The organism is Amycolatopsis sp. cg13 (genome assembly GCF_041346965.1).
Taxonomy (GTDB): Bacteria; Actinomycetota; Actinomycetes; order Mycobacteriales; family Pseudonocardiaceae; genus Amycolatopsis.
Genome location: NZ_CP166848.1, coordinates 693,752 through 719,122, shown reverse-complemented (window position 1 = coordinate 719,122; position 25,371 = coordinate 693,752). Strand labels below are relative to the sequence as shown.

25 protein-coding genes are annotated in these 25,371 nt (G+C 69.2%); 18 read left to right on the top strand and 7 right to left on the bottom strand.

Annotation, left to right across the window (positions count from 1 at the left end):
* Positions 1-7: 7 nt before the first annotated feature.
* Together AB5I40_RS03020 and AB5I40_RS03015 are read left to right on the top strand one after the other, a co-directional pair.
* A complete protein-coding gene (locus AB5I40_RS03020) occupies positions 8-610 on the top strand; it encodes a dihydrofolate reductase family protein (RefSeq protein ID WP_370936878.1) in 603 nt (200 codons plus the stop codon).
* An 11-nt stretch (positions 611-621) separates the two neighbouring features.
* Entirely contained in the window at positions 622-1,002 is a 381-nt protein-coding gene (locus tag AB5I40_RS03015; protein ID WP_370936877.1) for a PPOX class F420-dependent oxidoreductase, read from the top strand.
* Here the strand turns inward: AB5I40_RS03015 and AB5I40_RS03010 are convergent, their stop codons facing one another.
* Entirely contained in the window at positions 1,003-1,815 is an 813-nt protein-coding gene (locus AB5I40_RS03010; RefSeq protein ID WP_370936876.1) for an SDR family NAD(P)-dependent oxidoreductase, read from the bottom strand. It abuts the gene before it with no gap.
* 90 nt (positions 1,816-1,905) lie between these two features.
* Between AB5I40_RS03010 and AB5I40_RS03005 the strand changes: the two genes are divergently transcribed.
* Positions 1,906-2,466, top strand: coding sequence for a TetR/AcrR family transcriptional regulator (locus tag AB5I40_RS03005; RefSeq protein ID WP_370936875.1), 561 nt, complete (start codon positions 1,906-1,908; stop codon positions 2,464-2,466).
* Here AB5I40_RS03005 and AB5I40_RS03000 read toward each other — a convergent pair whose 3' ends face one another.
* Entirely contained in the window at positions 2,467-3,390 is a 924-nt protein-coding gene (locus AB5I40_RS03000; RefSeq protein WP_370936874.1) for a LysR family transcriptional regulator, read from the bottom strand.
* An 83-nt stretch (positions 3,391-3,473) separates the two neighbouring features.
* Between AB5I40_RS03000 and AB5I40_RS02995 the strand changes: the two genes are divergently transcribed.
* Genes AB5I40_RS02995 through AB5I40_RS02985 form a run of 3 tightly spaced genes read left to right on the top strand, consistent with a single transcriptional unit; the run spans position 3,474 to position 6,851 of the window.
* Positions 3,474-4,181, top strand: coding sequence for a succinate dehydrogenase cytochrome b subunit (locus AB5I40_RS02995; protein ID WP_370936873.1), 708 nt, complete (start codon positions 3,474-3,476; stop codon positions 4,179-4,181).
* Between the two features lies 1 nt (position 4,182).
* Complete coding sequence (locus AB5I40_RS02990; protein WP_370936872.1) at positions 4,183-6,111, top strand: fumarate reductase/succinate dehydrogenase flavoprotein subunit; 1,929 nt, start codon at positions 4,183-4,185, stop codon at positions 6,109-6,111.
* Complete coding sequence (locus tag AB5I40_RS02985; RefSeq protein ID WP_344275688.1) at positions 6,108-6,851, top strand: succinate dehydrogenase/fumarate reductase iron-sulfur subunit; 744 nt, start codon at positions 6,108-6,110, stop codon at positions 6,849-6,851. Before AB5I40_RS02990 ends, AB5I40_RS02985 begins: the two co-directional genes overlap by 4 nt.
* Positions 6,852-6,912: 61 nt before the next feature.
* Here AB5I40_RS02985 and AB5I40_RS02980 read toward each other — a convergent pair whose 3' ends face one another.
* On the bottom strand, positions 6,913-7,788 hold the full coding sequence (locus AB5I40_RS02980; RefSeq protein ID WP_370936871.1) for a DUF2382 domain-containing protein: 876 nt from the start codon (positions 7,786-7,788) through the stop codon (positions 6,913-6,915).
* 442 nt (positions 7,789-8,230) lie between these two features.
* Between AB5I40_RS02980 and erm the strand changes: the two genes are divergently transcribed.
* Together erm and AB5I40_RS02970 are read left to right on the top strand one after the other, a co-directional pair.
* On the top strand, positions 8,231-8,992 hold the full coding sequence (erm, locus tag AB5I40_RS02975; RefSeq protein WP_370936870.1) for a 23S ribosomal RNA methyltransferase Erm: 762 nt from the start codon (positions 8,231-8,233) through the stop codon (positions 8,990-8,992).
* A gap of 102 nt (positions 8,993-9,094) precedes the next feature.
* Complete coding sequence (locus tag AB5I40_RS02970; RefSeq protein ID WP_370936869.1) at positions 9,095-10,552, top strand: aldehyde dehydrogenase family protein; 1,458 nt, start codon at positions 9,095-9,097, stop codon at positions 10,550-10,552.
* Here the strand turns inward: AB5I40_RS02970 and AB5I40_RS02965 are convergent.
* Positions 10,546-11,151, bottom strand: coding sequence for a TetR/AcrR family transcriptional regulator (locus AB5I40_RS02965; protein WP_370936868.1), 606 nt, complete (start codon positions 11,149-11,151; stop codon positions 10,546-10,548). The two genes, AB5I40_RS02970 and AB5I40_RS02965, sit on opposite strands and share 7 nt — an antisense overlap.
* 99 nt (positions 11,152-11,250) lie before the next feature.
* On the opposite strand from AB5I40_RS02965, the gene AB5I40_RS02960 reads away from it, so the two are divergent.
* Positions 11,251-13,188, top strand: coding sequence for a primary-amine oxidase (locus AB5I40_RS02960; RefSeq protein WP_370936867.1), 1,938 nt, complete (start codon positions 11,251-11,253; stop codon positions 13,186-13,188).
* A 14-nt stretch (positions 13,189-13,202) separates the two neighbouring features.
* Complete coding sequence (locus AB5I40_RS02955; protein ID WP_370936866.1) at positions 13,203-14,123, top strand: LysR substrate-binding domain-containing protein; 921 nt, start codon at positions 13,203-13,205, stop codon at positions 14,121-14,123.
* A 7-nt stretch (positions 14,124-14,130) separates the two neighbouring features.
* On the opposite strand, the gene AB5I40_RS02950 is transcribed toward AB5I40_RS02955, so the two are convergent.
* Positions 14,131-14,724 (bottom strand): TetR/AcrR family transcriptional regulator, encoded by a 594-nt coding sequence (locus AB5I40_RS02950; RefSeq protein WP_370936865.1) that lies wholly within the window; start codon positions 14,722-14,724, stop codon positions 14,131-14,133.
* Positions 14,725-14,787: 63 nt separating this feature from the next.
* Here AB5I40_RS02950 and AB5I40_RS02945 point away from each other — a divergent pair, with 63 nt between their 5' ends.
* Both AB5I40_RS02945 and AB5I40_RS02940 read left to right on the top strand, forming a co-directional pair.
* Positions 14,788-15,726 (top strand): beta-ketoacyl-ACP synthase III, encoded by a 939-nt coding sequence (locus AB5I40_RS02945; RefSeq protein ID WP_370936864.1) that lies wholly within the window; start codon positions 14,788-14,790, stop codon positions 15,724-15,726.
* On the top strand, positions 15,723-16,358 hold the full coding sequence (locus AB5I40_RS02940; protein ID WP_370936863.1) for an alpha/beta fold hydrolase: 636 nt from the start codon (positions 15,723-15,725) through the stop codon (positions 16,356-16,358). Before AB5I40_RS02945 ends, AB5I40_RS02940 begins: the two co-directional genes overlap by 4 nt.
* Here AB5I40_RS02940 and AB5I40_RS02935 read toward each other — a convergent pair.
* On the bottom strand, positions 16,307-17,587 hold the full coding sequence (locus tag AB5I40_RS02935) for a flavin-containing monooxygenase (RefSeq protein WP_370936862.1): 1,281 nt from the start codon (positions 17,585-17,587) through the stop codon (positions 16,307-16,309). The genes AB5I40_RS02940 and AB5I40_RS02935 overlap by 52 nt on opposite strands.
* A gap of 226 nt (positions 17,588-17,813) precedes the next feature.
* On the opposite strand from AB5I40_RS02935, the gene AB5I40_RS02930 reads away from it, so the two are divergent.
* From AB5I40_RS02930 to AB5I40_RS02905, 6 genes are all read left to right on the top strand, one after another.
* Positions 17,814-18,236 (top strand): RidA family protein, encoded by a 423-nt coding sequence (locus AB5I40_RS02930; protein WP_037805786.1) that lies wholly within the window; start codon positions 17,814-17,816, stop codon positions 18,234-18,236.
* Positions 18,233-18,910 carry a DUF1028 domain-containing protein gene (locus tag AB5I40_RS02925; RefSeq protein WP_370936861.1) on the top strand — a complete coding sequence of 226 codons (678 nt, stop codon included), beginning with the start codon at positions 18,233-18,235 and terminating at the stop codon, positions 18,908-18,910. The genes AB5I40_RS02930 and AB5I40_RS02925 overlap by 4 nt, the downstream gene beginning before the upstream one ends.
* On the top strand, positions 18,910-20,034 hold the full coding sequence (locus AB5I40_RS02920; protein ID WP_370936860.1) for a M20 family metallopeptidase: 1,125 nt from the start codon (positions 18,910-18,912) through the stop codon (positions 20,032-20,034). The genes AB5I40_RS02925 and AB5I40_RS02920 overlap by 1 nt, the downstream gene beginning before the upstream one ends.
* Before the next feature lie 25 nt (positions 20,035-20,059).
* Entirely contained in the window at positions 20,060-21,466 is a 1,407-nt protein-coding gene (locus AB5I40_RS02915) for an aspartate ammonia-lyase (RefSeq protein ID WP_370936859.1), read from the top strand.
* 154 nt (positions 21,467-21,620) lie between these two features.
* On the top strand, positions 21,621-22,964 hold the full coding sequence (locus tag AB5I40_RS02910; protein ID WP_370936858.1) for an MFS transporter: 1,344 nt from the start codon (positions 21,621-21,623) through the stop codon (positions 22,962-22,964).
* A 36-nt stretch (positions 22,965-23,000) separates the two neighbouring features.
* Complete coding sequence (locus AB5I40_RS02905; protein ID WP_370936857.1) at positions 23,001-24,482, top strand: APC family permease; 1,482 nt, start codon at positions 23,001-23,003, stop codon at positions 24,480-24,482.
* Here the strand turns inward: AB5I40_RS02905 and AB5I40_RS02900 are convergent.
* A complete protein-coding gene (locus AB5I40_RS02900) occupies positions 24,479-25,333 on the bottom strand; it encodes an SAM-dependent methyltransferase (protein WP_370936856.1) in 855 nt (284 codons plus the stop codon). The genes AB5I40_RS02905 and AB5I40_RS02900 overlap by 4 nt on opposite strands.
* Positions 25,334-25,371: the final 38 nt, after the last annotated feature.

The window sequence follows — 25,371 nt, the reverse complement described above, 5'->3', positions numbered from 1 at the left end:
GATCGTCATGACCAAAGTGTTCAGCGCCCTCTCCGTCTCGGTCGATGGCTACATCAGCGGCCTCCTCCCGGAGGGGGCCGACGAGGTCGGGAGCGGGCTCGGCGACGCGGGAGAGCTGTTCGACTGGTACTTCACCGGCGACACGCCCAGCAAAGTCCTCGACGGGTTCACCCTGTCCGAACCCAGTGCGCGGGTTTTCGACACGCTCGCCGCGCGGGTCGGGGCGTCGGTGGTCGGGCACACGACCTACGACCATTCAAGCCACTTCGGCGGTAGTGGTCCGCATCCGACCGCTCCGTTGTTCGTGGTCAGCCACCAGCCGGTGCCGGAGCTGAGTGCGGCGCAGACTCAGGCGACCAGCGTCGAAGAGGCTGTCGCCGGCGCGCGGGCGGTGGCGGGTGACAAGGACGTCGCGCTCATGGGCGGGGTTCTGGTCACCGAGGCGATCAAAGCCGGATTGGTCGACGAAGTCGTCCTCCACCAGGTACCGGTCCTGCTGGGCGGCGGGCGGAGCTTCTTCGGGGAGCTCCCGGAGCACGTCCAGCTCAGGCTGGTCGAGGCCGTCCCGGCACCCGGCGTCACTCATCTTCACTACGAAATCATCCGCTGAAAGGAATCCCCATGCTGAACCCCGATGTCCGCCGCATCCTCGACGGCACTCCAATCGCCCACCTCGCCACCGTCCTCCCGGACGGCTCGCCGCACGTCGTCCCGGTGTGGATCGGCACGCACGGCGACCGGATCGTCTTCCTCACCGGCCCGGACAGCCGCAAGGCCCGCAACCTCCGCCACGACCCCCGCGTGGCGATTTCCCTTACGCCGCCGGACAATCCGTTCGAGCCGGTCACCATCCGCGGCCGCGTGACCGAATGGATCGAGGGCGACCCGGCCTGGGAGATCGTCGACGCGGTGGCCAAGAAGTACATCGGGCAGCCGTACACGCGCGAGCAGGTGCGTGTGGTCGGACTGATCGAACCGGAGCGGCAGTCGGTGGGGATGTAGTCAGAAAGCGATCGAAGCGGCTAGTTCCCGTTGCGACTCAAGTCGGTTCAGCCGTTCGGTGAGTGCATTGTGGACGGCGTCGTAGGTGTCCGAGCCCAGTGAGAGGCGCAGCGGCGGATCCGACTGGAGGGTGGTCTCGTACAGCAGCGCGGCGATTTTGGCCGGGTCGCCGGTAAGGGCGCTGTCGTCGAGGGCTTCGAGATAGCGGCGGGTCCGGCCGACCGCGTTGTCGCGATAGGGCGCCGTTTCGGCGGTGTACCGCAGCGCGGACGCGAATCCGGTCCGGGTCCCGCCGAGCTGCGCCAAGGTCAGGTGGATGCCGAATTCGGCGACTTCCCGGCTGACGCTCTCGGTGTACCCCTCCAGCCCCCACTTTCCCGCGTGGTAGGCGCTGTGCGTCGGCGAGCCGATTTGACCGCCCATGCTGGAGATCTGGATGATCCGCCCGCCGCCCCGCGCGCGCATCGGGCCGAGGAACGCGCGGGTGATCAGGATCGGGGCGAGCAGCAGCACCTCGATCTGGTCCCGGATTTGCTCGGGCGTCATCTCCTCGGCCGCGCCCACGACGGCGTACCCGGCGTTGTTCACAACCACGTCCACTGGTCGCCGCCGCAAGGTTCGCTCGATCACCGCGGAGACGTCGGCCGGGTGCGTGAGGTCGAGCCGCTCCACGGTCAGGCGCGGCGAAGCAGGCAGCGCGTCCGGCCGCCGGACCGTCGCGGTGACGAATTCGCCGCGGCGAAGCGCCTCTTCGACCAGCTGACGGCCCAAACCGCCGGAAGCGCCGGTGACGAACCAATGCCGTGCGGCCATGACGGGATCTCCCCGGGGTAAGGTTAACCGGAATTCGTTCCGCTTAGCTTAACCGGAATGAATTCCGGTTAGCAACCTCGGAGGGAACCGATGGCCGACGCCCCGCGCCGCACCAGGAGAGACGCGCTCGAGAACCGTGCCCGGCTCCTTGAGGTCGCCGCGCAGGCCTTCGCCGAACAAGGCCTCGACGCGGCACCGGCCGCGATCGCCAAGCAGGCCGGGGTCGGCGTCGGCACGCTGTACCGGCACTTCCCCACCCGCGAAGCGCTCATCGACGCCGCCTACCGGCATCAGCTCGCGGGAGTCTGCGAGCAAGCGGCAGCCCTCCTGACGCAGCACCCGGCCGCAGCAGCGCTGCGGGAGTGGCTGACGCATTTCCTCGCGTACGTCAGCGCGAAGCACGGGATGTCCGAGGCGCTCAACGCGGTCATCGCGTCCGGCGTCGATCCGTATTCGGACAGCCGAAAAATGCTCATCGACGCCGTCGGCGACCTGCTCGAAGCGGGAGCGGAAGACGGGACCCTCCGGTCCGATGTGCCTGCCGAGGACGTCCTGCTCCTGATCGGCGGCGTCGCGTATTCCGCGCAGCACTGCGAAAAACCGCAGGCACAACGGCTGATCGACCTAGTGCTGGACTCGCTGGCCTGCTGATCATCCGCCGACGAGCGGACGCGTGCCCGGCGGCAGCTGCGCCTCCCCGCCGCCGAGATACCGCACCACCGCCTCCTGCAGCGCCCGCACGGCGCGCGGCTGCTCGACGTCCCGCCGGTACGCCAGCCGCACCACCCGGCTGAGCCCGGGTTCGGTGAACCGCGTGCGGCGGAACCGGTCCCCGACCACGGTGCTCGGCACGACCGCCAAGCCCAGCCCGGCCTGTACCAGCTCCAGCACCGCGTCCATCTCGCCGCCTTCGATCGCGAAGAGCGGGTCGAACCCCTCGGCGCGGCAAGCGGTCACAGTCGCCTCGCGCAGGTCGTAGCCCTGCCGGAACATCACCAGCGGCCGGTCCCGCAGCGCGGCGATCGGCATCCGGCCGCGCACCGGGGCGGGCGCGTCCTTCGGCGAGATCACCACGAGATCTTCGACGAACAGCGCCCGGCTCTCCAGGCGGGAATCGTCGTGGACGCGGCTGTCCACGATCATCGCGAGGTCCAGGCCGCCTTCCGACAGCGCGGTCTGCAGATCCCGCGACCCGCTTTCGTGCAGCACCAGCTCGATTCCCGGATAGGCCCGGCGGAACGCGGCGAGCATCGCCGGCAGCAGGCCGGTGCAGAGGCTCGGGGTCGCGCCGAGCCGCACCCGGCCGCGGCCCAGTTCGTCCAGTTCGCGGATCGCCCGGTACGCGGTCTCCGTCTCGGCGAGGATCCGGCGCGCGATCGGCAGCAGCGTCTCCCCCGCCTCGGTGAGCGTCACGTTGCCGCGGATCCGGTGGAACAGCCCCGCGCCGACATCCCGTTCCAGCGCGCGAATCTGCTGGGACAGTGAGGGCTGCGCCACACGCATGCGTTCGGCGGCTCGCGTGAAATGCCGCGTCTCGGCCACTGCCAGGAAATACGCCAGCTGCTGGAACTGCATGAGCGTCATCATAGACACTGGCTATCTTGTCGAGAGAAATCATGTGTTTGCCCTCTCGTCAGCACCGACTTACCGTCGGTTCCGTGGCACTCGCACCCGCTCCGCCCCGCCGTCGCCCGGCGCTCGTGACGTTCTGGCGTTCGACCATCGGCAAGAAGGCCGTCATGGCCGTCACCGGGCTGATGTTCGTCGCGTTCCTGTTCGTGCACATGGCCGGGAACCTGAAGGTTTTCCTGGGACCGCGGCATTTCGACGACTACGCGGCCTGGCTGCGCACCATCGGCGAACCCGTGCTGCAGAACGCCTGGTACCTCTCGATCCAGCGGACCGTGCTCCTGATCGCGCTGGTGCTGCACGTGGTCGCGGCGGTGCAACTGTCCAAACGGGACCGTCAAGCGCGCCCGGTGAAGTACGCGCACGGCCAGCGGCGCAAGGCCAGCTTCGCGACACACACCATGCGCTGGGGCGGCGCGACGCTCGCGCTCTACATCGTGTGGCACATCCTGGATCTCACGGTCGGCGTGGCCAACCAGGACTTCCGCGACGGCCAGCCGTACCACAACATCGTCGCGGACTTCCAGGTCTGGTGGGTCAACCTGATCTACATCGTCGCGCTGCTGATGCTCGGCCTGCACATCAACCACGGCTTCTGGAGCGCGGCGCAGACCCTCGGCATCACCAGCAAAACCCGCGACCGCGCCTTGAAAACCGTGGGCTCCGTGCTCGCCGTCGTGATCACCGGCGGCTTCCTGATCGTGCCGATCGCCGTGATGGCGGGATGGGTGGCCTGACATGAGCGACTACACGGTCGGCGAGCCGATCGCCGACACCCGGGCGCCGGACGGCCCGATCGAGGACCGCTGGGACAGCCGCCGCTTCGGCGCGAAGCTGGTCAACCCGGCCAACCGGCGGCGGCACCGGATCATCGTGGTCGGCACCGGTCTCGCGGGCGCGTCCGCCGGGGCGACGCTCGCCGAACAGGGCTACCACGTGGTCCAGTTCTGCTTCCAGGACTCGCCGCGGCGCGCGCACTCGGTCGCCGCGCAGGGCGGCATCAACGCGGCGAAGAACTACCGCAACGACGGCGATTCGGTCTACCGCCTCTTCTACGACACGGTGAAGGGCGGCGACTTCCGGTCCCGGGAGTCCAATGTGTACCGGCTGGCGCAGGTGTCCACGCAGATCATCGACCAGGCGGTGGCGCAGGGCGTGCCGTTCGCCCGGGAGTACGGCGGGCTGCTCGACACCCGCTCGTTCGGCGGTGTGCAGGTGCAGCGCACGTTCTACGCGCGCGGCCAGACCGGTCAGCAGCTGCTGCTCGGCGCGTACCAGGCGCTGGCCCGGCAGATCGACGCCGGCGGCGTGGAAATGCACCCGCGAACGGAGATGCTGGACCTGATCGTGTCCGACGGCAAGGCGCGTGGGATCGTCGCGCGGGACCTGGTGACCGGCGAGGTGACGACGCATCTCGCGGACGCCGTCGTGCTCGCGACCGGTGGCTACGGCAACGTCTTCTACCTGTCCACCAACGCGAAGGGCTCCAACACCACCGCGATCTGGCGGGCGCACAAGCGCGGCGCGTACTTCGCGAACCCGTGCTTCACGCAGATCCACCCGACCTGTATCCCGCGGTCCGGCGAACACCAGTCGAAGCTGACGCTGATGAGCGAATCGCTGCGCAACGACGGCCGGATCTGGGTTCCGAAGCAGCCGCGCGACCCTCGGCCGCCGCAGGACATCCCGGAGGAAGAGCGGGATTACTACCTCGAGCGGATGTACCCGAGCTTCGGCAACCTGGTGCCGCGCGACATCGCCTCGCGGGCCGCTAAAAACGTCTGCGACGCCGGGTTCGGCGTCGGCCCCGGCGGGCTCGGCGTGTACCTCGACTTCGCGGACGCGATCGAGCGGATGGGCCGTCCGGCGGTGGAAGCCAAGTACGGCAACCTTTTCGACATGTACGAGCGGATCACCGCGGAGAACCCGTACGAGGTCCCGATGCGGATCTACCCGGCGATCCACTACACGATGGGCGGTCTGTGGGTCGACTACGACCTGCAGAGCACCGTGCCCGGCCTGTTCGTGATCGGCGAGGCGAACTTCTCCGACCACGGCGCGAACCGGCTCGGCGCGTCCGCGCTGATGCAGGGCCTCGCCGACGGCTATTTCGTGCTCCCGGCCACCCTCAACGACTACATCGCCCGCGGCAGCTTCCCCGCGCTCGACCCGGCGGATCCGGACGTCGCGCAAGCGGAAACCGCCGTGCGCGACCGGCTCGAACGGCTGCTGTCGGTGCGCGGCACCCGCAGCGTGGACTCGTTCCACCGCGAGCTGGGCCACCTCATGTGGGACCACTGCGGGATGTCCCGCTCCGCCGAGGGCCTGCGGAAAGCACTCGACCGGATTCCGGAATTGCGGGCGGAATTCTGGCGCGACGTCCGCGTCCCGGGCACCGGGGCGGAGCTGAACCAGGAACTGGAGAAGGCCGGTCGCGTCGCCGATTTCCTCGAACTCGCCGAGCTGTTGCTCCTCGACGCCCTGGTGCGCGAGGAATCGTGCGGCGGCCATTTCCGCGAGGAACACCAGACCGAAGACGGCGAAGCCCAGCGCGACGACGAGCGGTTCTCCTACGTCTCGGCCTGGGAATACGGCGAGAAGCCGGTGCTGCACCAGGAAATCCTGAACTTCGAGCACGTCCACCCCACCCAGCGGAGCTACACGTGAAACTCACCCTGCGGGTCTGGCGCCAGTCCGGCCCGGACGACGACGGCAGGCTCGTCGAATACCCGGTCGACGACGCCAGCCCGGACATGTCCTTCCTGGAGCTGCTCGACGTCCTCAACCAGCACCTCATCGAGGACGGCGCGCAGCCGATCGCGTTCGACCACGACTGCCGCGAGGGGATCTGCGGCTCGTGCGGCGTGGTGATCAACGGCCGGGCGCACGGCCCCGAACGCACCACGACCTGCCAGCTGCACCTGCGGTCCTTCCGCGACGGCGACGTGCTGGACGTGGAACCGTGGCGCGCCAAGGGTTTCCCGGTGATCAAGGACCTGGTGGTGGACCGCTCGGCGTTCGACCGGATCATCGAGGCGGGCGGCTACGTCACCGCCCCGACCGGCAGTGCCCCCGAAGCGCACGCGACGCCGGTGCCCAAGCCGGACGCGGACCTCGCCTTCGACAACGCGACCTGCATCGGCTGCGGCGCGTGCGTGGCGGCCTGCCCGAACGGGTCGGCGATGCTGTTCACCTCGGCGAAGGTGGCGCACCTGAACTCGCTTCCGCAGGGGCAGCCCGAACGCGCCCAGCGGGTGCTCGACATGGTGGAAACCATGGACGCGGCGGACTTCGGCGGGTGCACGAACACCGGCGAATGCGTCGCCTCCTGTCCGAAGGGGATTCCGCTGACGAGCATCGCGAACCTCAACCGCGAGTTCATGAAAGCCAGCCGCTCGCGGCGGTGACCGCGCTGCTGTCTCCCGCCCGGAAACGCTCCGGCGGGAGACAGCAGCAGCGCGGGCAGGGTCAGGACTTCTTGCCCCGTCGCGTGTCGTCGTCGATGTCGATCTGCTCCTTGCGGACCTTCCCCTGGACGGTCTGTTCCTCAGTCACCTGCTCGGTGCCGAGGCGCACCCGCTCCACCGGGACGGTTTCCTTCTGCACCACCGGCTTCTCGGCGTGCAGCACGACGTCCTGCTCCGCCTCGCCGATCTCGGCCTTGCCCGCGGCCTTGGCGTCGGTGATCGGCTCCCGCTCGACGCGCACTTCCTCGTGCGTGACCGGCACGGTCACCTGCTCGTCCTCGGTCACCACGTACTTGCGCAGCCGGACGTGGCCGGTTTCGACCTCCTCGGTGCCGACCCTCAGCCGCTCCTCCGAGCGCACCATGTCGCCGGTATCGGTCGTCTCGTGGCGGCCGCCCTTGGCCGCGGCGGTGTCATGGCCGGTCGCGTGTTCCTTGCCCGCGGTGCCGCCTGCCGCCGCATCACGGCCCCGGCCTGCCGCACCGCCAGCAGCCATACCGCCGGCCGCCATGTCGCGCCCGGTGTTCCGGCCGCCGCTGACGTTTTCGCCGTTCCCGGCCCGCGGAGCCGGCAAGCCGTAGTACTTGTACAGCTCGACGCTTTCCTTTTCGGACAGGTGGCCTTCGGCGTCGATGCGCGGCGCGTCGGACACCTGGTCCTTCGCCACCTGCACGTGCAAGCCGTCGTTCTCCATGCCCGCCCCCGACAGCGGCACGAAGCTCTCCTTCTGGCCGAACAGCCCGGTTTTCACCGTCACCCACTCCGGCCGCCGCGTGTCGTCGGCGAGATACACCGTGCCGACCTTGCCGATTTTGCTGCCCGAATTGTCCACCACGGTGCTGTCGACGAGATCTTGCGGCTGCATTGCGCGTACCATGGATCCACTCCATTTCCCCGAATCGGATTTCCTTCTCCGGCCCCCACTCTCCGGCTGGTCACAGGGCCGCGCAAGCTTCATGCCCCTCAGCCGAGCGACCCCGTTTCGTGTCAGTTTGCGACCCGGAATCGGCGGGTACTTCTGTCGCAAGAGGACCGTTCGCGACTCGGTCCGGCGAAATGGGAGAAGAATTGCCCGGCCGCCGGATCAGGAAAGGCTGCGGCGTATTTCGGGGACACCGCCGGAAAACCAGGATGCGGCCGGACGCGCCGGTCGGCTAGGCTTCCGCACATGGGTGCCACTTTCGCCGCGTACGCATTGACTCGCCTGCGCAACGCCTGAGCGCCGGAAGCTCACCGCTCCGTCGCGCTCTCCCGTTGTCCGTCCGGGCCGCCGTTCCTGGCGCCCGGGTCGCTTCCTCATGCGCGGAGTCCGCACCCCCATGTCTGTCCAGCCCTTCGGCGGACGGCACGAGCTCGGCCAGAACTTCCTGGCCGACCCCGCCGTCATCGCCGCTGTCTGCACCGCCGCCAACCGCACGAACGGTCCCCTCGTGGAACTCGCCGCGGGCGACGGCGCGCTGACCGTCCCGCTCAGCCGCACCGGCCGTCCGCTGACCGCCGTCGAACTCGATCCCCGCCGCGCCCGCCGCCTGGCGCAGCGGACCGGGGAGAACGTCGAGGTCGTCCACGGCGATCTGCTCCGGCACCGATTGCCCGAGGTCCCGCACACCGTCGTCGGCAACCTTCCTTTCCACCTCACCACCGCGACGCTGCGCCGGTTGTTCCGGCAGCAGCACTGGGAACTCGCGGTGCTGCTGGTGCAATGGGAAGTCGCCCGCCGCCGCGCCGGAATCGGCGGCGCGTCCCAGATGACCGCCGCCTGGTGGCCGTGGTTCGAGTTCGCGGTACCCGCCCGGGTCCCCGCGCACGCGTTCCGGCCGCGTCCGGCCGTGGACGGCGGGATCCTCGTGATCACCCGCCGCCCCAAGCCGCTTGTCCCCGACCAGGCCGGTTACCAGGAGTTCGTCCGCGAAGTCTTCACCGGACGCGGTCGCGGACTCGGCGGGATCCTGCCGCGCACCGGGCGCCTCAGCGGCCGCGCGGCCCGGGCTTGGCTTGCCCGGCAACGACTGTCGCCGCAAGCGCTCCCCCGCGATCTGACCGCCGGACAGTGGGCCTCCCTCTGGAACCTGGCGCAGTGATCCTGCATCGATCCGCCCGATGCAGCGCAGCGAAAAGCTCTGCTTTCGCGGACCACTGCGGCTGGCGATAGTGAACGGAAGCGACGAGAGGCGGTTCCGGGAATGAACCACGGCGACTGGGTGCGCGAGGCAGCACAGCTGCAGCCCCGTACCGCGGCCTTTGTGGACGGTGACTGGCTGAATGCCAAGTCCGGCAAGACTTTCGCCGACGTCAACCCGGCCACCGGGCACCCAGTCGCGCATGTGGCCGAGGGCGGCGAAGACGAGATCGACGCCGCCGTCGCGGCCGCTCGCCGGGCGTTCGAGGACGGACGCTGGTCCCGGCTCGCCGCGGCGGAACGCAAGAAGCGCCTGCTGAAGCTGGCCGACCTCGTGGGTGCGCACGGACGGGAACTGGCGCTCTGCGACACCCTCGACGTAGGCCGTCCGATCTCCGACACGTTCGGCATGGACGTTCCCGCGACCGCCGAGTGTTTCGCCTGGTACGCCGAAGCTCTCGACAAGCGTTACGACGAGGTCGCGCCCACTCCGCCAGGCAACTTCGCCGCGATCCGGCGCGTGCCGCTCGGGGTGGTGGGCGCGGTCGTGCCGTGGAATTTCCCGCTCGACATCGCCGGGTGGAAACTCGCCCCGGCGCTGGCCGCGGGCAACAGCGTCGTGCTCAAACCCGCCGAGCAATCCCCGCTGTCCGCGCTCCGGTTGGCGGAATTGGCCGTGGAGGCCGGGATTCCGGACGGGGTGCTCAACGTCGTGCCGGGCTTCGGCGAGACCGCGGGACAGGCCCTCGGGCGGCATCCGGACGTCGACGTCCTCGCCTTCACCGGATCGACGCCGGTCGGCGGGCTCTTCCTGCGCTACGCCGGGGAGTCGAACCTCAAGCAGGTCTGGCTCGAATGCGGCGGCAAGAGCCCGGTCGTCGTGTTCGCCGACGCGGATCTCGACGCCGCGGCCGACCTGGTCGCGTTCGGTTTCTGCGCGAACTCCGGGCAGGTCTGCTCTGCTACCACCCGCCTGCTTGTCCACGCGCCGATAGCCGACGAATTCCTTGCCCGGCTACGCGAAAAAGTCGCCGCGTGGGTGCCCGGGGATCCGCTGGACTCGGCCACGAAACTCGGTCCGATGATCGACGAGGCCGCCGCCGCCCGGGTGCTGGCTGCCGTCGAAGCGAGCAGTGGAACTGTCGTCGCGGGCGGCACCCGCCGGGGTGCGTTCCTGGACCCGACCATCGTCACCGATCTGGCCGCCGACGACCCGCTCGTCACCGAAGAACTGTTCGGACCGGTGCTCACCAAGCAAACCTTCGAATCCGAAGCGGACGCGATCCGGCTGGCGAACGACACTCCGTACGGCCTCGCCGCGTCAGTTTGGACCCGCGACCTTGCCCGCGCGCACCGCGTCTCGGATGAAATCCACGCCGGGACCGTCTCGGTGAACACAGTGGACGCACTCAGCACCGCGACCCCGTTCGGCGGCTTCAAGCAGTCCGGCTTCGGCCGCGACCTCTCCCTGCACTCGTTCGACAAGTACACCGGCCTCAAGACGGTCTGGACGGCCTACTGACCGAGGTCCCGCCCGGTTTCCGCGGCCAGATATCCCAGCACCAGCGCCCGCACCCTGGCCGCGGACAAGCTGGTGTTGCGCCCGGCGAGGTGCAAACCGTACGCGTCCTCCAGGGCTACCGCGTTCGCCGCGATGTCCGCCGCAGGCGACCGCAGCCGGAACGCGCCCGTGTCCCGGCCGTGCGCCAGCGCCGCCGAGTACAGCGACACCTCGCGATCCCAGAGCGCCGTCATCAGCACCGCGTGCGCCGGATTGCGCGCCGCGTGGACGTGCATTTCGTACAGCACCCGGCTCAGCGGATCCGCCTCCCCGGCCGGAAGCCCCGCGTCGACCAGCCGCACGAGCCGCCGGACCGGGTCGTCCTCCGCCTCCGCCGCGCGCGCTCGCGCCCAGTAGAACCGGTCGACCGCGTCGCGGTGCAGCTCGAACAGCAGGTCGTCGAGATCCGGGTAGTAGTAGCTGACCGAGCCCGCCGACAGCCCGGCCTCCTCGGCGACGTCGCGCACGCGGAGGCCGGCCAGCCCGCGCGTCCGGATCGCGCGCCCGGCCGCCGCCACCAGTTCGTCGCGCCGCTGCGCTTGGTCCTTGGGTCGTGCCACGTCCAGGATTATTGATGACGTGCATCGAAAAACCCAGCACGGGTTCCGGAGAACCCACCCCGTAAGGGCCTTGCCAGGTGGCCTGCCACGACGCATTCTTTGCGACAGACCGCAAAGAATGAGGAGACGCGCATGGCCCACCCCCTCTCGCGCCTGACCGAAGACGAGGTCGCCCGCAACCGCGCGCTGCTGGCCGACGCCGGGATCGCGACCGAGAGCACCCGGTTCGCGCTCGTCTCGCTGCTCGAACCGCCGAAAGCGGCGGTGCTCGCCTGGCAGCCGGGCGAGCCGGTGGACCGGCGTGTCCGTTCGCTGCTGCTCGACCGGCAGACCGGGGCCGTGCGCGAGGCGGTCGTGTCGCTGACCAGCGGCGAGGTCGTGGCCGATCGGGCGGTGGACGTCGTGGCCGAGGGGCAGCCGCCGATCCTGCACGAAGAGTTCGACCTGGTCGAGAAGATCCTGTGGGAGGACGAGGCGTGGAACGCGGCCATGCGTCGCCGCGGCATCGACGAACCGCGCTCGGTCCGGATTTCCGCGCTCAGCGCCGGGTGCTTCGACATCCCCGGCGAAACCGGGCTCCGGCTCGTGCGCTGCCTCGCTTTCCTGCAGCTGAACAAGGACGACAACCTGTGGGCGCATCCGATCGACGGAGTCGTGGCCTACGTCGACCTGATCGCCGGCCGCGTGCACGACCTCATCGACGACGGCCCGGCCGACATCCCGCGCACTGCGTACGACTACCACCTCGACGGTCCGACGCGAGACACCCAGAAACCTATCGTGATCACCCAGCCCGAGGGCCCGAGCTTCACCGTCGACGACGATGTCATCACGTGGGAGAAATGGCAGTTCCGGATCGGCTTCAACGCGGTCGAAGGCCTTACCCTGCACCAAATCGGCTTCCAGGACGGCGAACGGCTGCGTCCGGTGGTCTATCGGGCGTCGGTGGCCGAGATGGTCGTTCCCTACGGCGATCCCAGCCCGGTCCGGTTCTGGCAGAACTACTTCGACGCGGGCGAGTATTCGCTGGGCAAGGAAGCCAACTCGCTGACCCTGGGTTGCGACTGTCTCGGCGAGATCCGCTATTTCGACGCGGTCCTGCATGACGACGACGGGCAGCCGCACACCATCACGAACGCGATCTGCATGCACGAGGAAGACGCTGGCGTGCTGTGGAAACACACTGACCACTACAACGGGAGTGTTTCGACCCGTCGGCAGCGGCGGCTGGTCATCTCGTTCTTCGTGACCGTCGGGAATTACGACTACGGCTTCTACTGGTATCTCTACCTCGACGGCACCATCGAACTCGAGTGCAAGGCCACCGGCATCGTCTTCACTTCGGCGTTCCCCGCTGATGACCCGGAGTATCCGTGGGCCACCGAAATCGCCCCGGGCATCGGCGCGCCGTTCCATCAGCACCTGTTCTCCGCGCGGCTGGACATGATGGTCGACGGCCTCGCCAACGCCGTCGACGAGATCGACGTCCAGCGCGTCCCGATCGGCCCGGACAACCCGTACGGCAACGCCTTCACCCGCAAGATCACCAGGCTGGCCAAGGAATCCGACGCCGCCCGGCTCGCCGACGGCAACCTCGGCCGCACCTGGCGGATCAGCAACCCGGAGTCCCGCAACGCGCTCGGCCAACCCGTCGGCTACACCCTGCACCCGGAGGGCCTGCCGCCGCTGCTGGCCGATGACGCGTCGTCGATCGCTCGCCGCGCCGCCTTCACGCGCAAACATCTGTGGGTCACCGCGTACGCCGAGGACGAGCGTTTCCCGGCGGGCGAGTACGTCAATCAGAACGACGGCAAGACCGGCATCGACACCTGGATCCAGGCCGACCGCAACCTCGACGGCACCGACCTCGTCGTCTGGCACACGTTCGGCCTCACGCATTACCCGCGCACCGAGGACTGGCCGATCATGCCCGTCGACCACACCGGCTTCACCCTCAAGCCGAGCGGATTCTTCGACGCCAACCCCGCGCTGGACACGCCCGCGCCGAAACCGCAGCATCCGGATTGCTGTCACTGAGGCAGGATGTCGGCATGAGCGAGCCTTCCTTCACCCTCGTGCAGCTGCGCTATTTCGAGGCGGCGGCGCGGCACTTGAGCATGACTGCCGCGTCGAAGGAGCTGATGGTGTCGCAGTCGGCTGTTTCGACGGCGATCGCGCAGCTGGAGAAGGAAATGGGCGTGCAGTTCCTGCTGCGCCACCACGCCCGCGGGCTGAGCCTGACCACCGCCGGCGAGGAGTTCTACAAGCGGGTGCTGGATTTCCTCGCACACGGCGCGGAGCTGGTCGAAACGGCCCGGCAATCCGGCACCGATCTGGTTGGGACGCTCACCGTCGGCTGCTTCACCACGCTCGCGCCGTTCCGCCTGCCGAGCCTGCTGGCCGAGTTCGAGTCCCGGCATCCGCGCGTCCACGTGTCGCTCCGCGAGGGTGAGCACAAGGCGCTCAAGAGTGCTTTGCGGGCGGGCGAGACCGAGCTGGCGATGCTGTACGGGTACGACCTCGACGACGACATCGACCGCGAGGTGGTCGGGACTGCCGCGCCGTACGCGCTTGTCTCCGAGGACCACCGGCTCGCTCGGCGGAAGAGCCGGAAGGTGTCGCTGCAGGAGCTGGCCGAGGAGCCGATGGTGCTGCTCGATCTGCCGCACAGCCGGGAGTATCTGCAGTCCATCCTCAGCGACGCTGGGGTGGCGCCGCGGGTTCGGCATCGGACGAGCGGGTACGAGACGGTGCGGGCGCTGGTGGCTTCCGGGCACGGGTTCGCGTTGCTCAACCAGCGTCCGCCGGACGACACCACTTACGCGGGGGCGAGCGTGGTGCCGCTTGCGCTGACGGATGACGTTCCGTCGCTGGAGATCGTCCTCGCCGCCATGCGCGGGGTGCGGCTTACTCGGCGGGCGCAGGAGTTCCGGGAGCTGTGCCGCGTGCTGTACTCCGACCCGGGAGCCTGATCCGGCATCACCACAGCCGCTCCAGCGCACGGCGCGCGCGGGCCGGGGCCTGGCGGTCGCCGTGCAGCTGCAGGAAATGGTTGAGCGCCAACATGATCGCGACGATCTCGTAGAGCAGCTGGTCGATGTCCGTGTCCGCGGGCAGCTCTTCCAGGCTCACCGCGCGCCAGATGTTGACGCGCAGCTCCCGCTGCCAGAACGCGCTCATCCTGACGACGGCGTCGCGCACCGGTCCGTCGCGGCCGTCGAACTCGGCCGCTGCCGCGGTGAAGAAGCAGCCGCCGGGCAGCAGTTCGCGTTCCAGGTAGGAGATCCACGCCTCGCAGGCCGCGCGGAGATACGGCAGGCCGCGCGGCACTCCGCGGGCGTGTTCGGGCACCTCGCGGACGAACAGCTCGGCCGCGGCCTCGACCACGGCGAGCTGCAGGCTCTCCTTGGTGCCGAAGTGCCCGATCACGCCCGCCTTGCTCATCCCCAGTTCGGCGGCGAGGCGCCCGATGGTCAGTCCCTCCAAGCCCTCCGCGGAGGCGAGCACCAGGCCGAGGTCGAGGATGCGCTGGCGGGTCGAGCGGGACTCGGCCACGGACTTCCGGGGACTCATGGCATCACTATAGATTACGAACGATCGGTCGCTATAGTGCGACCAGACCTTGAGGAGGGACAGATGCCCGGCTCCCGCGTCACCGCACTCGGCCACTACCGGCCCGCCCGCGTGCTGACCAACAGCGATCTGGAAGGCATGGTCGACACGACCGACGAGTGGATCCGCCGCCGCACCGGCATCGCCACCCGGCGCATCGCGGACGGCTCGGTCGCCGATCTGGCCACCGAGGCCGCGGCGAAAGCGCTGGCCGCGGCCGGTCTCGAGCCCGGCGAGATCGGCTTGGTCGTAGTCGCCACCTGCAGCGCGATCGACCGCTGCCCGTCGATCGCCGCTCAGGTCGCGGGCCGCTTGGGCATCCCGGCCCCGGTCTGTTTCGACCTCAACAACGGCTGCGCCGGCTTCTGCACCGCGCTGGCCACCGCCGACCACGCCATCCAGGCCGGAGCCGCCCGGCACGCGCTGGTCGTCGGCGCGGAGAAGATGTCCGACGTCACCGACTGGACCGACCGCAGCACCTGCGTCCTGCTCGGCGACGGCGCGGGTGCCGCCATCCTCAGCGCGGCCGACGTCCCGGCGGTCGGGCCGGTCGTCTGGGGCTCCGACCCGGCACGCCGGAACCTGGTCCGGCTCGTGGACGAATGGCAGCCGGCGTTCGCCCAGGACGGCCAGGCGGTGTTCCGCTGGGCCACGCAGGAACTGCCCGCCGTCGCGGCGGAAGCCTGCCGCCGCGCGGGCATCGCCACCACCGACCTCGCCGGAGTCGTCACCCACCAAGCCAACTTGCGCATCATCGAGGCGCTGACCGGCCGCCTCGACCTGCGCGAGGACGTGGTGATCGGCCGGGACGTGGTCGATTCGGGAAACACGTCGGCGGCGTCCGTCCCGCTCGCACTGTCCACAATGGTCTCGCGCGGCGAGCTGCCGCCGGGCGAGCCGGTGCTGCTCTTCGCCTTCGGCGGCGGGCTCTCGTGGGCGGGCCAGGTCGTGGCCTGTCCGTGAAAGACCTGGTCTGCCTGCACGCCGCCGCGAGCAGCCCGGCAACGTGGGAGCCGCTGCGGCCCGGGCTGGCCGAGCTCGGGTTCCGCCTGCACACCCCGGCATTGCCCGGCCATCGCGGCGGCGCACGGCTCCGGTCCTATCCGCTGACGTCGTTCCGGGACGAAGTCCTGCGCTCACTGGACGGACTCGCGCGGTTCACCCTCGTCGGGCATTCGCTCGGCGCGTTCGTCGCATCCATGGTGGCCGCCGAACAGCCGGACCGGATCGAGCGGCTCGTCCTCGAAGAGATGCCGGTGCCCCCGCGCGACGGAGACGACCTGCCGCCGTCGCGACGCCGGACTGCCTTGCGCGCGCTCGCCTTCCTCCGCCGCAAGCAGTTCGATCCGGCGATGCTGCGCGACGCGCTCGCCGGCCTTCGCGCTCCGCAGCCCGAGTGGTGGACCGGCCTCGGGTCGATCAGCGCCCCGACCCTGATCCTGGCGGGCGGACCAACGAGTCACCTCGACCAATCCCGGTACGCCTTGCTCGAACAGGCATTAGCGGAGGCGAAAACGGTGACGATCGGCGTCGGGCACCGGATTCATTCCAGGGCACCGGATCGCTGGCTGTCCGCGGTGACGGAATGGCTCTGATACCCGCGCTGAATCGCCACGTGGTCGGCGACGAACTTCGCGTCGTGCCACACCCCCCAGATGAAGCTCGACCCCCGCCGCGCCAGCCACGGCAACCCGATGAAGTACACCCCAGGCTCCACCGACACCCCGCGCCGGTGCTTCGGCCGTCCGTTCTCGTCGAAGGCGTCGACCTGCAGCCAGCTGTAGTCGACCGCGAAGCCGGTCGCCCACACGATCGACGTCACTCCGGCCGCGGCCAGATCCAGTTCCAGCACCGGATCGGTGACACATGCCGGGTCCGGTCCCAGCTCGCGGGCGGACGGTTCCTCCGGCAAGTCGAGCCCATTGCGCGCCGCGTAGGCGTCGGCTTCGTCAAGCAGGGCAAGGTAATTCTCGTCGCCCGCCGCGATGTTCTTCGCCAGGTCCGTCGCGAAGCTGAGCTTGCCGTCGGCGTACGCGCCGGTCATGCCGACGAGCGTGATGCCGAGTCCGGCGAGCGCGCGGAAGTCCACGGTGTGCCCGCCGCGCGCGCCGCTGACCGCGATGGTCACGTGTTCCGCCCCGGCGGGCGGCGTTTCGGCGTCCCACTTGCCCAGAACGCCGAGCCACCAGCAAAAGTCGCGGTCGCGGTAGCTGCGCGGCGGACGGTCGTGCGGGCCGACGGACAGGTACACCTCGCGTCCGGCGCGGCGGAGTTCCTCGGCGATCTGCACGCCCGACGAGCCCGCGCCGACCACCAACACCGCGCCTTCGGGGAGCTGCTCGGGGTTCCGGTAGCCGCTGGAGTGCAGCTGCACGGGACCGGCGTCGGCGGGCACGATCGGCGGGATCACCGGGCGCTGGAACGGACCGGTGGCCGCGATGACGAACCGGGCGTCGATGGTTCCGTCCGAGGTTTCGACGCGGAATCCGGGCCTGCCCTCGTGCCGCCGCACGGACGTCACCTCGACTCCGGTGCGGATCGGCGCGGCGATCTTTTCCGCGTATGCCTCGAAATAGTCCGCGACCTGATCCTTCGACGCGAATTCGCCGGGAGCCACGTCCGGGAATTCCAGGCCGGGGAACCGGTCGTGCCACGCAGGGCCGTTCGCGACGAGCGAGTCCCACCGCTGCGAGCGCCAGCGTTCGGCGATCCGGTTCCGTTCCAGGACCACGTGCGGCACGCCGCATTCGCTCAGGTGCTCGCTCATCGCCAGGCCGGCCTGTCCCCCGCCCACGACGAGGGCCTCCACCTGTTCGCTCGACATCCCAGACCTCCGCTCCGGCTCCGGCGCGGTTCAGCGCCGTCTCTCCGGATCCTCACGGCCCGCACTGCTCGTGTCCAACAGATGTTTCCGGCACTCAAGATCTGTTCTCGCGATGCAACCTGCATTAGCAGAACCGATGCATTGGTCCGGAAAGATCTACTGGACAGAACCTCGGCCGCGCGGTCAGGCTGAGGCGTCCGACGACCGCCGCAGGGAAGGCCACGCAGTGACTGTCCACCGTCGCATCCGCCCGTTCAACACGCGGGACACCTACCCCGAGCAGAACCTCGACAACGACCTCTGCCAGGCCGTCGTCGCCAACGGCACGGTCTACGTGCGCGGCCAGATCGGGCAGGACCTCGACACGAGCGAATCGGTCGGCATCGGCGACGTCGCCGCGCAGGCCGAACAGGCGATGGCGAACATCAAGATGCTGCTCGAAGAAGCGGGCAGCCGGATGGAACATCTGGTCAAGCTCACCATCTACCTGGTCGACCCGCGCTACCGCGAGGCCGTCTACCGCACCGTCGGGCGCTGGACCAAGGGCGTGCACCCGATCTCGACCGGCGTGGTCGTGTCCGCGCTCGCCCGGCCGGAATGGCTGTGCGAGATCGACGCCATCGCGGTGATCCCGGAGGAGGAGAAGTGACCTTTTCGATCGTCGCCCGTGACACGTCCGGCGGCACCGTCCGGTTCGGCATCGCGGCCAGTTCGTCCAGTCCCGCAGTAGTCGCCCGGGTCGCGCACCTGCGCCCGGGCCTCGGCGCGGCGGCCTCGCAGAACGTCACCGACCCGCGCCTCGGCGGACGCCTGCTGGACCGGCTCGCCGAGCACGGAGATCCGGAGAAGGCGCTTGCCGAAGTCACGTCGGCAGCGGACCACATCGAGTACCGGCAGCTGACTGTTCTCGGCCAGAACGGGCCTGGTTTCGCTTACAGCGGCTCGAAAACTCTGGGCACGCACGCGTCGGCGACGGCGGACGGCGTGGTCGTGGCGGGCAATATGCTGGCTGGCGAGCACATTCCCCAGTCCATGGTGGACGCTTTCGCCGAAGCGACCGGCGAGCTGGAACAGCGCCTCGTCGCGGCGATGCGGGCCGGGCTCGCGGCAGGCGGCGAGGAGGGTCCGGTGCGGTCCGCCGGGCTCGTCGTGGTGTCCGCCGCGGAGTGGCCGGTCACGGATCTGCGCGTGGACTGGGCGGACGAGCCGATTGAGCAGCTCGCCGAACTCGTCGACGTCTGGCTCCCCCAGCGCGACGACTACGTCACCCGCGGTCTGAACCCCGCCGCCGCGCCGTCCTACGGCGTGCCGGGAGACGAGTGATGGCCGCACCCAAAGCGGCGGCCCGCGCCGCGGTCGAAGGGCACGCCGACGAGCTGATCCAGCTGTCCGAGCGGCTGCACGCCGACCCGGAGACCGCGTGGGAAGAGCATCGCGCCGCTGCCGCGGTTCCGGAGCTGCTCGACCGGGCCGGGTTCGCCGTCACGTCGAAGTACCTCGGCCTGGACACCGCGTTCCACGCCAGCTTCGGCTCCGGTCCCCAGCGGATCGCGCTGTGCGCCGAGTACGACGCGCTGCCCGGCCTCGGCCACGCCTGCGGGCACAACCTCATCGCGGCCAGTTCCATCGGCGCCGCCCTAGGACTCGCCACCGTCGCCGACGACCTCGGGATCACCGTCGAGGTCTACGGCACTCCGGCCGAAGAGGGCGGCGGTGGGAAGATCGAGCTACTGGAACGCGGCGCTTTCGCTGGCGTCGACCTCGCGATGATGGTGCACCCGGCACCGGTGGACGTCGCCGAAGCGCGGCCGTTCGCCGTCAGCCACTCGAAGATCTCCTACACCGGGAAGTCCGCGCACGCCGCCGCTTACCCCGAAGCTGGGGTCAACGCGGCCGACGCGTTCACCGTCGCGCAGGTCGCGATCGGCCTTCTGCGGCAACAACTTCCGGCCTCGGCGCGAGTGCACGGCATCGTCACGCACGCCGGAGACGCCCCCAACGCGATCCCCGAGCACGCGTCGGGCCGGTGGTACGTGCGCGCCGAAACGCTGGCGGAACTGTCCGAATTGGAGCCACGCGTGATGCGGGCTTTCGAGGCCGGCGCGCTGGCGACTGGCTGCGAGCTGAGCGTGGAGCCGGAAAGCAAGCCCTACACCGAATTCCGCGCCGATGAAACCGCTTTGGCCGCTTATCGTGCGAACGCGCTCGAACTCGGCCGGGAGTTCGCCTCGGACGGGACTGCGGCGCGGATGAACCGCGCGTCCACCGACATGGGCAACGTCTCGCAGGTCGTGCCCGCCATTCATCCCTACATCGGCATCGGGTCGCTGCCCGCGATCAACCACCAGCGCGAATTCGCCGCGCACTGCGTCGGCGGCACCGCGGAACGGGCCCTGCTCGACGGCGCGATCGCGCTGGCGTGGACCGGCGTAGACCGTACTTTCTGAACCTCCTGAACCGGGAAGGACACCGATGTCCAGCACCCGCTCCGAGCACGACATGCTCGGCGAGATCAGCGTGCCCGACCACGTCTACTACGGCGCGCACACCGCCCGCGCGCTGGTCAACTTCCCCATCACGCGCGAAACCCTCGCCGACCGGCCGCACCTCGTCACCGCGCTGGCCGCCGTCAAGGAAGCCGCCGCGCGCGCCAACGCGGAGGTCGGCGCCCTCTCCCCGGAGCGGGCCGCGGCGATCGTCCAGGCGTGTGCGGAGATCCGGGCCGGGAGCCTGCACGACCAGTTCGTCGTCGACCTCATCCAGGGCGGAGCCGGGACCTCGACGAACATGAACGCCAACGAGGTCGTCGCCAACCGCGCCCTGGAACTGCTCGGCCACGCCCGCGGCGACTACGCGCGACTGCACCCGCTCGACCACGTCAACCTCGGCCAGAGCACCAACGACGTCTACCCCACCGCGGTCAAACTCGCGCTCGACCGCCATCTCGCCGAACTGCTCGCCGCGCTCGCCGGACTGCGGGAAGCGTTCGCGGACAAGGCGATCGAGTTCGCCGACGTCCTCAAGATGGGCCGCACCCAGCTGCAGGACGCTGTCCCGATGACGCTCGGCCAGGAGTTCGGCGCGTTCGCCGCGACGCTGCGCGAGGACGAACAGCGGCTCGCCGAAGCACGTCTTCTGCTGCACGAACTGAACCTCGGCGGCACGGCGATCGGCACCGGGCTCAACGCGCGTCCTGGGTACCGAGAACGGGCTGTTGCCCACTTACGCGAATTGACCGGGATCGCGACACTCGTCTCCGCGCCCGACCTGATCGAGGCGACGCAGGACGTCGGCGTGTTCGTGCAACTGTCCGGCGTGCTGAAACGCGTGGCGGTCAAATTGTCCAAGATCTGCAACGATCTCCGATTGCTCTCGTCCGGACCGCAGGCTGGCTTTGGCGAGATCATGCTTCCCGCCCGGCAGGCCGGGTCGTCGATCATGCCGGGCAAGGTCAACCCCGTGATCCCGGAGGCGGTCAACCAGATCGCCTTCGAGGTCATCGGCAACGACGTCACGATCACGCTCGCCGCCGAAGGCGGGCAACTGCAGCTCAACGCCTTCGAACCGATCATCGCGCGGGCGTTGACCGCTGGCCTCGACCACCTCACGGCCGGTGCCCGCGTGCTCGCCGAACAGTGCGTACGCGGCATCACCGCGCGCAGAGAACACTTGGCCGACCTCGTCGCTACCTCGACCGGGCTGGTCACGGCGTTGAGCCCCGCGCTCGGCTACGAAACCGCGTGCACGCTCGCGCTGGAAGCGCACCAGACCGGCCGTCCGGCACTGGAACTGGTGCGGGAACGGCAACTGCTGACCGACGCCCAGGTCGTGGCGCTGACGACCCCGCAAGCCCTCACCGGCGGGCCGTCCCGCACGTAAAGGCTGGGTTTCGCCGCCGTCAGACCCTCGTGTCGGCACAGCTCAGCGCTTCTGCATAACTCGAACAGATGCATTGCTTTGCTTATTACTTCTTGTTAGATGCCGTGGGCCGCTCTTAGCGTCCTCCCGAAGAACCGGTCCAAGGAGGCCACTCATGACCGCACCCGACGCCTCTCCGGCGCCAGACCTGGCCGACCAGAGCGCCGATCCCGCCACGCTGCGCCGCAGTGTCGCGGCCGGTGCCGTCGGCGTCTTCGTGCACTGGTTCGACTGGGCCGCCTACGCCTACCTCGCCGGCACCATCGCGTCGGTGTTCTTCCCGGCGGGGAACTCGACCGCCGGACTGCTCGCGGTGTTCGGCGTCTTCGCGGTGTCGTTCGGGATCCGGCCGATCGGCGCGCTGATCTTCGGGCCGCTGGGCGACAAGATCGGCCGCAAGCGGACGCTGTCGGTGGTCATCTTCGTGATGTCCGGCGCGACCCTGGTGATCGGCCTGCTGCCGGGCTACTCGACGATCGGCATCGCGGCCCCGATCCTGCTGGTGCTGCTGCGCCTGTTGCAGGGCCTCGCGGCGGGCGGCGAGTTCGGCAGCGCGGCCAGCTTCCTGGCCGAGTACGCACCGCGGCGTCGGCGCGGATTCGGCGTCAGCTGGCTGGAAGTCGGTTCGCTGCTGGGATTCCTCGCCGGTTCGTTCGTGTTCCTGCTGCTGTCGGTCGGCCTGACGGACGCGCAGCTGGCGTCGTGGGGCTGGCGCGTCCCGTTCCTGATCGCCGCGCCGCTCGGCGTCATCGGGTTCGTCATCCGCAGCAAGATCGAGGACACTCCCGAGTACCGCGCGCTCGAAGCGACCGACAACGTGCCCCGCAGCCCGGTCCGGGAACTGTTCCGCCACAACAAGAAGCAGTTGCTCCAGGCCGCTGGCTTGATGACCATGATGCACGTCCCGTTCTACGCCGTGCTCACCTATCTGGTCACCTACGAGACCGACTACCTCGGCCACTCGTCCGGCAGCGCGGCGGCACTGTCCACAGTGATCTCGCTCGTCGGCTTGTTCCTCGTGCCCTTCTTCGGCCGTCTTTCCGACCGGGTCGGCCGGCGGCCCATCCTGATCGGCGCAGGCGTCGCGCTGTTCGTCCTCGCCACTCCCGCGTACCTGCTGATGCGCACCGGGCTCGTCGGAACCTGGATCGGCGGTCTCGCGCTCGGCGCCATCCTGGCGGCGATTCTCGGCACCTATGCGGTGTGGTCCGCGGAGATCTTCCCGACGCGGACCCGGCAAAGCGGACTCTCGATCGCGTACAACATCACCGCCGCGCTGTTCGCCGGCACTGTGCCGTATCTGATGACTGTCCTGATTTCCGCTACCGGCAGCACTCTCGTGCCCGGGCCGTACCTGATGGTCGCGGCGGCCGTCGGCCTCATCGCGGCGTTTTCGATGCGCGAGACCGTCGGAACTCCGTTGCTGCACAAGGAAGACCTGGAGAACACCGAAGCCTGACTCCTCCCCCTCTCGATTCACCAAAGGCGGTGAAGCGTGTCCGAACCCACCTTCGTCAACAGCGAATCCGGAAACCTGCGGCGGAATCTGCGCCGGATCGACTCGATCTTCCTCGCGATCGCGGCCATCATCTCGGTGGACACCATCGGCCAGATCGCGACTTCGGGGGCGGAGGCGGTCACCTGGACCGCCGTGCTCCTGGTGCTGTTCCTGTTCCCGTACGGGCTGGTCATGGCCGAACTCGGCAGCGCTTTCCCGGCGGAAGGCGGGCCGTTCGTCTGGCTGCGGCTCGCCTTCGGGAAGCTGCCCGCCGCGCTCGGCACGCTGCTGTACTGGATCACCAATCCGGTGTGGCTGGGCGGATCGATCACCTTCCTCGCGGCGGCGACCTGGCAGCAGTACCTGGTTCCAGCCTCGCCGGGCGGGTTCGCGGACTACGCGTTCAAGCTGGTCTTCATCTGGCTGGCGATCCTCGGCGCGGTGGTGAGCCTCCGGTACGGGAAGTGGTTCATCGCCGCGGGTGCGCTGCTGAAGGTGGGTCTGGTGGTGCTTTTCGCCGTCACCGCGGCGATCTACGCGGCTCGCCACGGCGTCCACGGTTCGCTGGCCTTCTCGCCGACTATCGGCGGATTCCTTGCTGTGGTGCCGGTGTTGATGTTCGCCCTAGTGGGTTTCGAGGCGCCCAACGGTGCCGCCGAGGAGATGCACAACCCGCGTCGCGATGTCCCGGTCACGGTCGGGGTTTCGGGCCTCGTGTCGGCGTTGTGCTATCTGGTGCCAGTGTTCGGCATCGTGCTGGTGATGCCCGCGGACAAGATCAACGGACTGGGCGGTTTCCTCGACGCGGTGCGCCAGGTGTTCTCCGTCTACGGCGGCGCTTCGGGCACGATGCTGACGATCGCCGCCGTCGTGTTCGTCTTCGTCCTGCTGAACCAGGGCTGCTCGTGGATGATCGCTTCGGACCGCATTCAGGCGATGGCCGCCGTCGACGGGGCGTTCCCGCGGTGGTTCGGGGCTTTCCATCCGAAGCTGAACACGCCGTTGCGGGTCAACCTGCTTTCCGGCGTGGTCGCGACTGTGTTCACCGTGGTGGCGACGATCGTGCAGAGCAGTTCGGCTTCAGCGGTGTTCGCGGTGGTGCTCAATATCGCGGTGAGCACGTTGCTCTTGTCGTACCTGCTGATCTTCCCGACGATCCTGGTGCTGCGGCGGAAGTACCCGTCGGTCGAGCGCCCGTTCCGGGTGCCGGGCGGACGGATCGGGCTGTGGGTGAGTTCGGTGCTGATCTACGCGTGGATCCTGCTCGGCGCTTGGCAGACCGTGGTGCCCGGGGTGCTCGACCGGGCGCTCGGGGTGCCGTACGACTTCGAGGCGACGTGGGGCGTGTCGAGGTTGACCTTCGAGCTGTTCACGGCGGGGACCTTGGCGGTGCTGATCGGGTTCGGGTTCGTCGGCTACCTGGTCGCCCGTCGACAGCCCGCGCCGGTCGCGGAAGTCCCGCAACCGACCACGGCTTAGACCTTCCGGCCCACCACACCCGCCACGCACCGGGCCGCGTCGCTCAGCGGCTTCAGCCTCGGCCCGTCCTGCCACCACTCGTCCGCGACCGACAGGCCGGGGCCGTCCGTACGGCTCGGCGGGAGAAGTTCCAGACCGGGCAGCATCGCCTCGATCTCCGCACGGGTCCGGAACCGCCCGGCGCCCAGCGGGCCGGACACGAGGATCTCCTCGATCCGCTTCGCCACCGCGGTCAGCTCGGGCACCTCGGGGTCGTAGAAATGCGCCATCGCGACATACGAACCGGGCGCGAGGGCGTCGATGTACTCGCGCATCACGTCGATCGCGCCGTCGCCCTCGTAGTGGTGCATCGTGCCGATGTGCAGCAGCGCGATCGGCTCCGAGAAGTCGAGGTACTCGCGCACCGTTTCGTGCTGCAGCACGGCCTGCGGCTCGAAGATGTCCGCCTCGACCATGTGCGTGAAGTCGTTGTCCTCCAGCAGCGCGCGGCCGTGCGCGAGGACCACCGGGTCGTTGTCGACGTACACCACGTGCGCGTCGCGGTGGTAGCGCTGCACGATCTGGTGGGTGTTCTCGGCCGTCGGCAGGCCGGAACCGCAGTCGAGGAACTGGCGGATGTCGGTCTGGCTCGCCAGCATCCGCAGCACGCGGTTGTGGAAGCCGCGGTTGCCGCGCGCGATGTGCACCGCCTCGGGTACCGCGGTGCTGATCTTCTCCATCACCGCGCGGTCCACCTCGTAGTGGTGGCTCCCGCCGAGGAACCCGTCGTAGATCCGCGCGATGCTCGGGCGGTTCGGGTCCACCCCCACCGGCACCTGGCTGGGCGACAACGGGGACGACGAGCCGGTCATGGACACCTCGCGGAGCAGTCGGTCGGCAGTGACCTACT

Bases quoted from the DNA above. Each gene is read 5' to 3' on its own strand.
- AB5I40_RS03020 (WP_370936878.1), top strand. From the start codon at position 8: ATGACCAAAGTGTTCAGCGCCCTCTCCGTCTCGGTCGATGGCTACATC.
- AB5I40_RS03015 (WP_370936877.1), top strand. From the start codon at position 622: ATGCTGAACCCCGATGTCCGCCGCATCCTCGACGGCACTCCAATCGCC.
- AB5I40_RS03010 (WP_370936876.1), bottom strand. From the start codon at position 1,815: ATGGCCGCACGGCATTGGTTCGTCACCGGCGCTTCCGGCGGTTTGGGC.
- AB5I40_RS03005 (WP_370936875.1), top strand. From the start codon at position 1,906: ATGGCCGACGCCCCGCGCCGCACCAGGAGAGACGCGCTCGAGAACCGT.
- AB5I40_RS03000 (WP_370936874.1), bottom strand. From the start codon at position 3,390: ATGCAGTTCCAGCAGCTGGCGTATTTCCTGGCAGTGGCCGAGACGCGG.
- AB5I40_RS02990 (WP_370936872.1), top strand. From the start codon at position 4,183: ATGAGCGACTACACGGTCGGCGAGCCGATCGCCGACACCCGGGCGCCG.
- AB5I40_RS02980 (WP_370936871.1), bottom strand. From the start codon at position 7,788: ATGGTACGCGCAATGCAGCCGCAAGATCTCGTCGACAGCACCGTGGTG.
- erm (WP_370936870.1), top strand. From the start codon at position 8,231: ATGTCTGTCCAGCCCTTCGGCGGACGGCACGAGCTCGGCCAGAACTTC.
- AB5I40_RS02970 (WP_370936869.1), top strand. From the start codon at position 9,095: ATGAACCACGGCGACTGGGTGCGCGAGGCAGCACAGCTGCAGCCCCGT.
- AB5I40_RS02955 (WP_370936866.1), top strand. From the start codon at position 13,203: ATGAGCGAGCCTTCCTTCACCCTCGTGCAGCTGCGCTATTTCGAGGCG.
- AB5I40_RS02950 (WP_370936865.1), bottom strand. From the start codon at position 14,724: ATGAGTCCCCGGAAGTCCGTGGCCGAGTCCCGCTCGACCCGCCAGCGC.
- AB5I40_RS02945 (WP_370936864.1), top strand. From the start codon at position 14,788: ATGCCCGGCTCCCGCGTCACCGCACTCGGCCACTACCGGCCCGCCCGC.
- AB5I40_RS02935 (WP_370936862.1), bottom strand. From the start codon at position 17,587: ATGTCGAGCGAACAGGTGGAGGCCCTCGTCGTGGGCGGGGGACAGGCC.
- AB5I40_RS02920 (WP_370936860.1), top strand. From the start codon at position 18,910: ATGGCCGCACCCAAAGCGGCGGCCCGCGCCGCGGTCGAAGGGCACGCC.
- AB5I40_RS02915 (WP_370936859.1), top strand. From the start codon at position 20,060: ATGTCCAGCACCCGCTCCGAGCACGACATGCTCGGCGAGATCAGCGTG.
- AB5I40_RS02910 (WP_370936858.1), top strand. From the start codon at position 21,621: ATGACCGCACCCGACGCCTCTCCGGCGCCAGACCTGGCCGACCAGAGC.
- AB5I40_RS02900 (WP_370936856.1), bottom strand. From the start codon at position 25,333: ATGACCGGCTCGTCGTCCCCGTTGTCGCCCAGCCAGGTGCCGGTGGGG.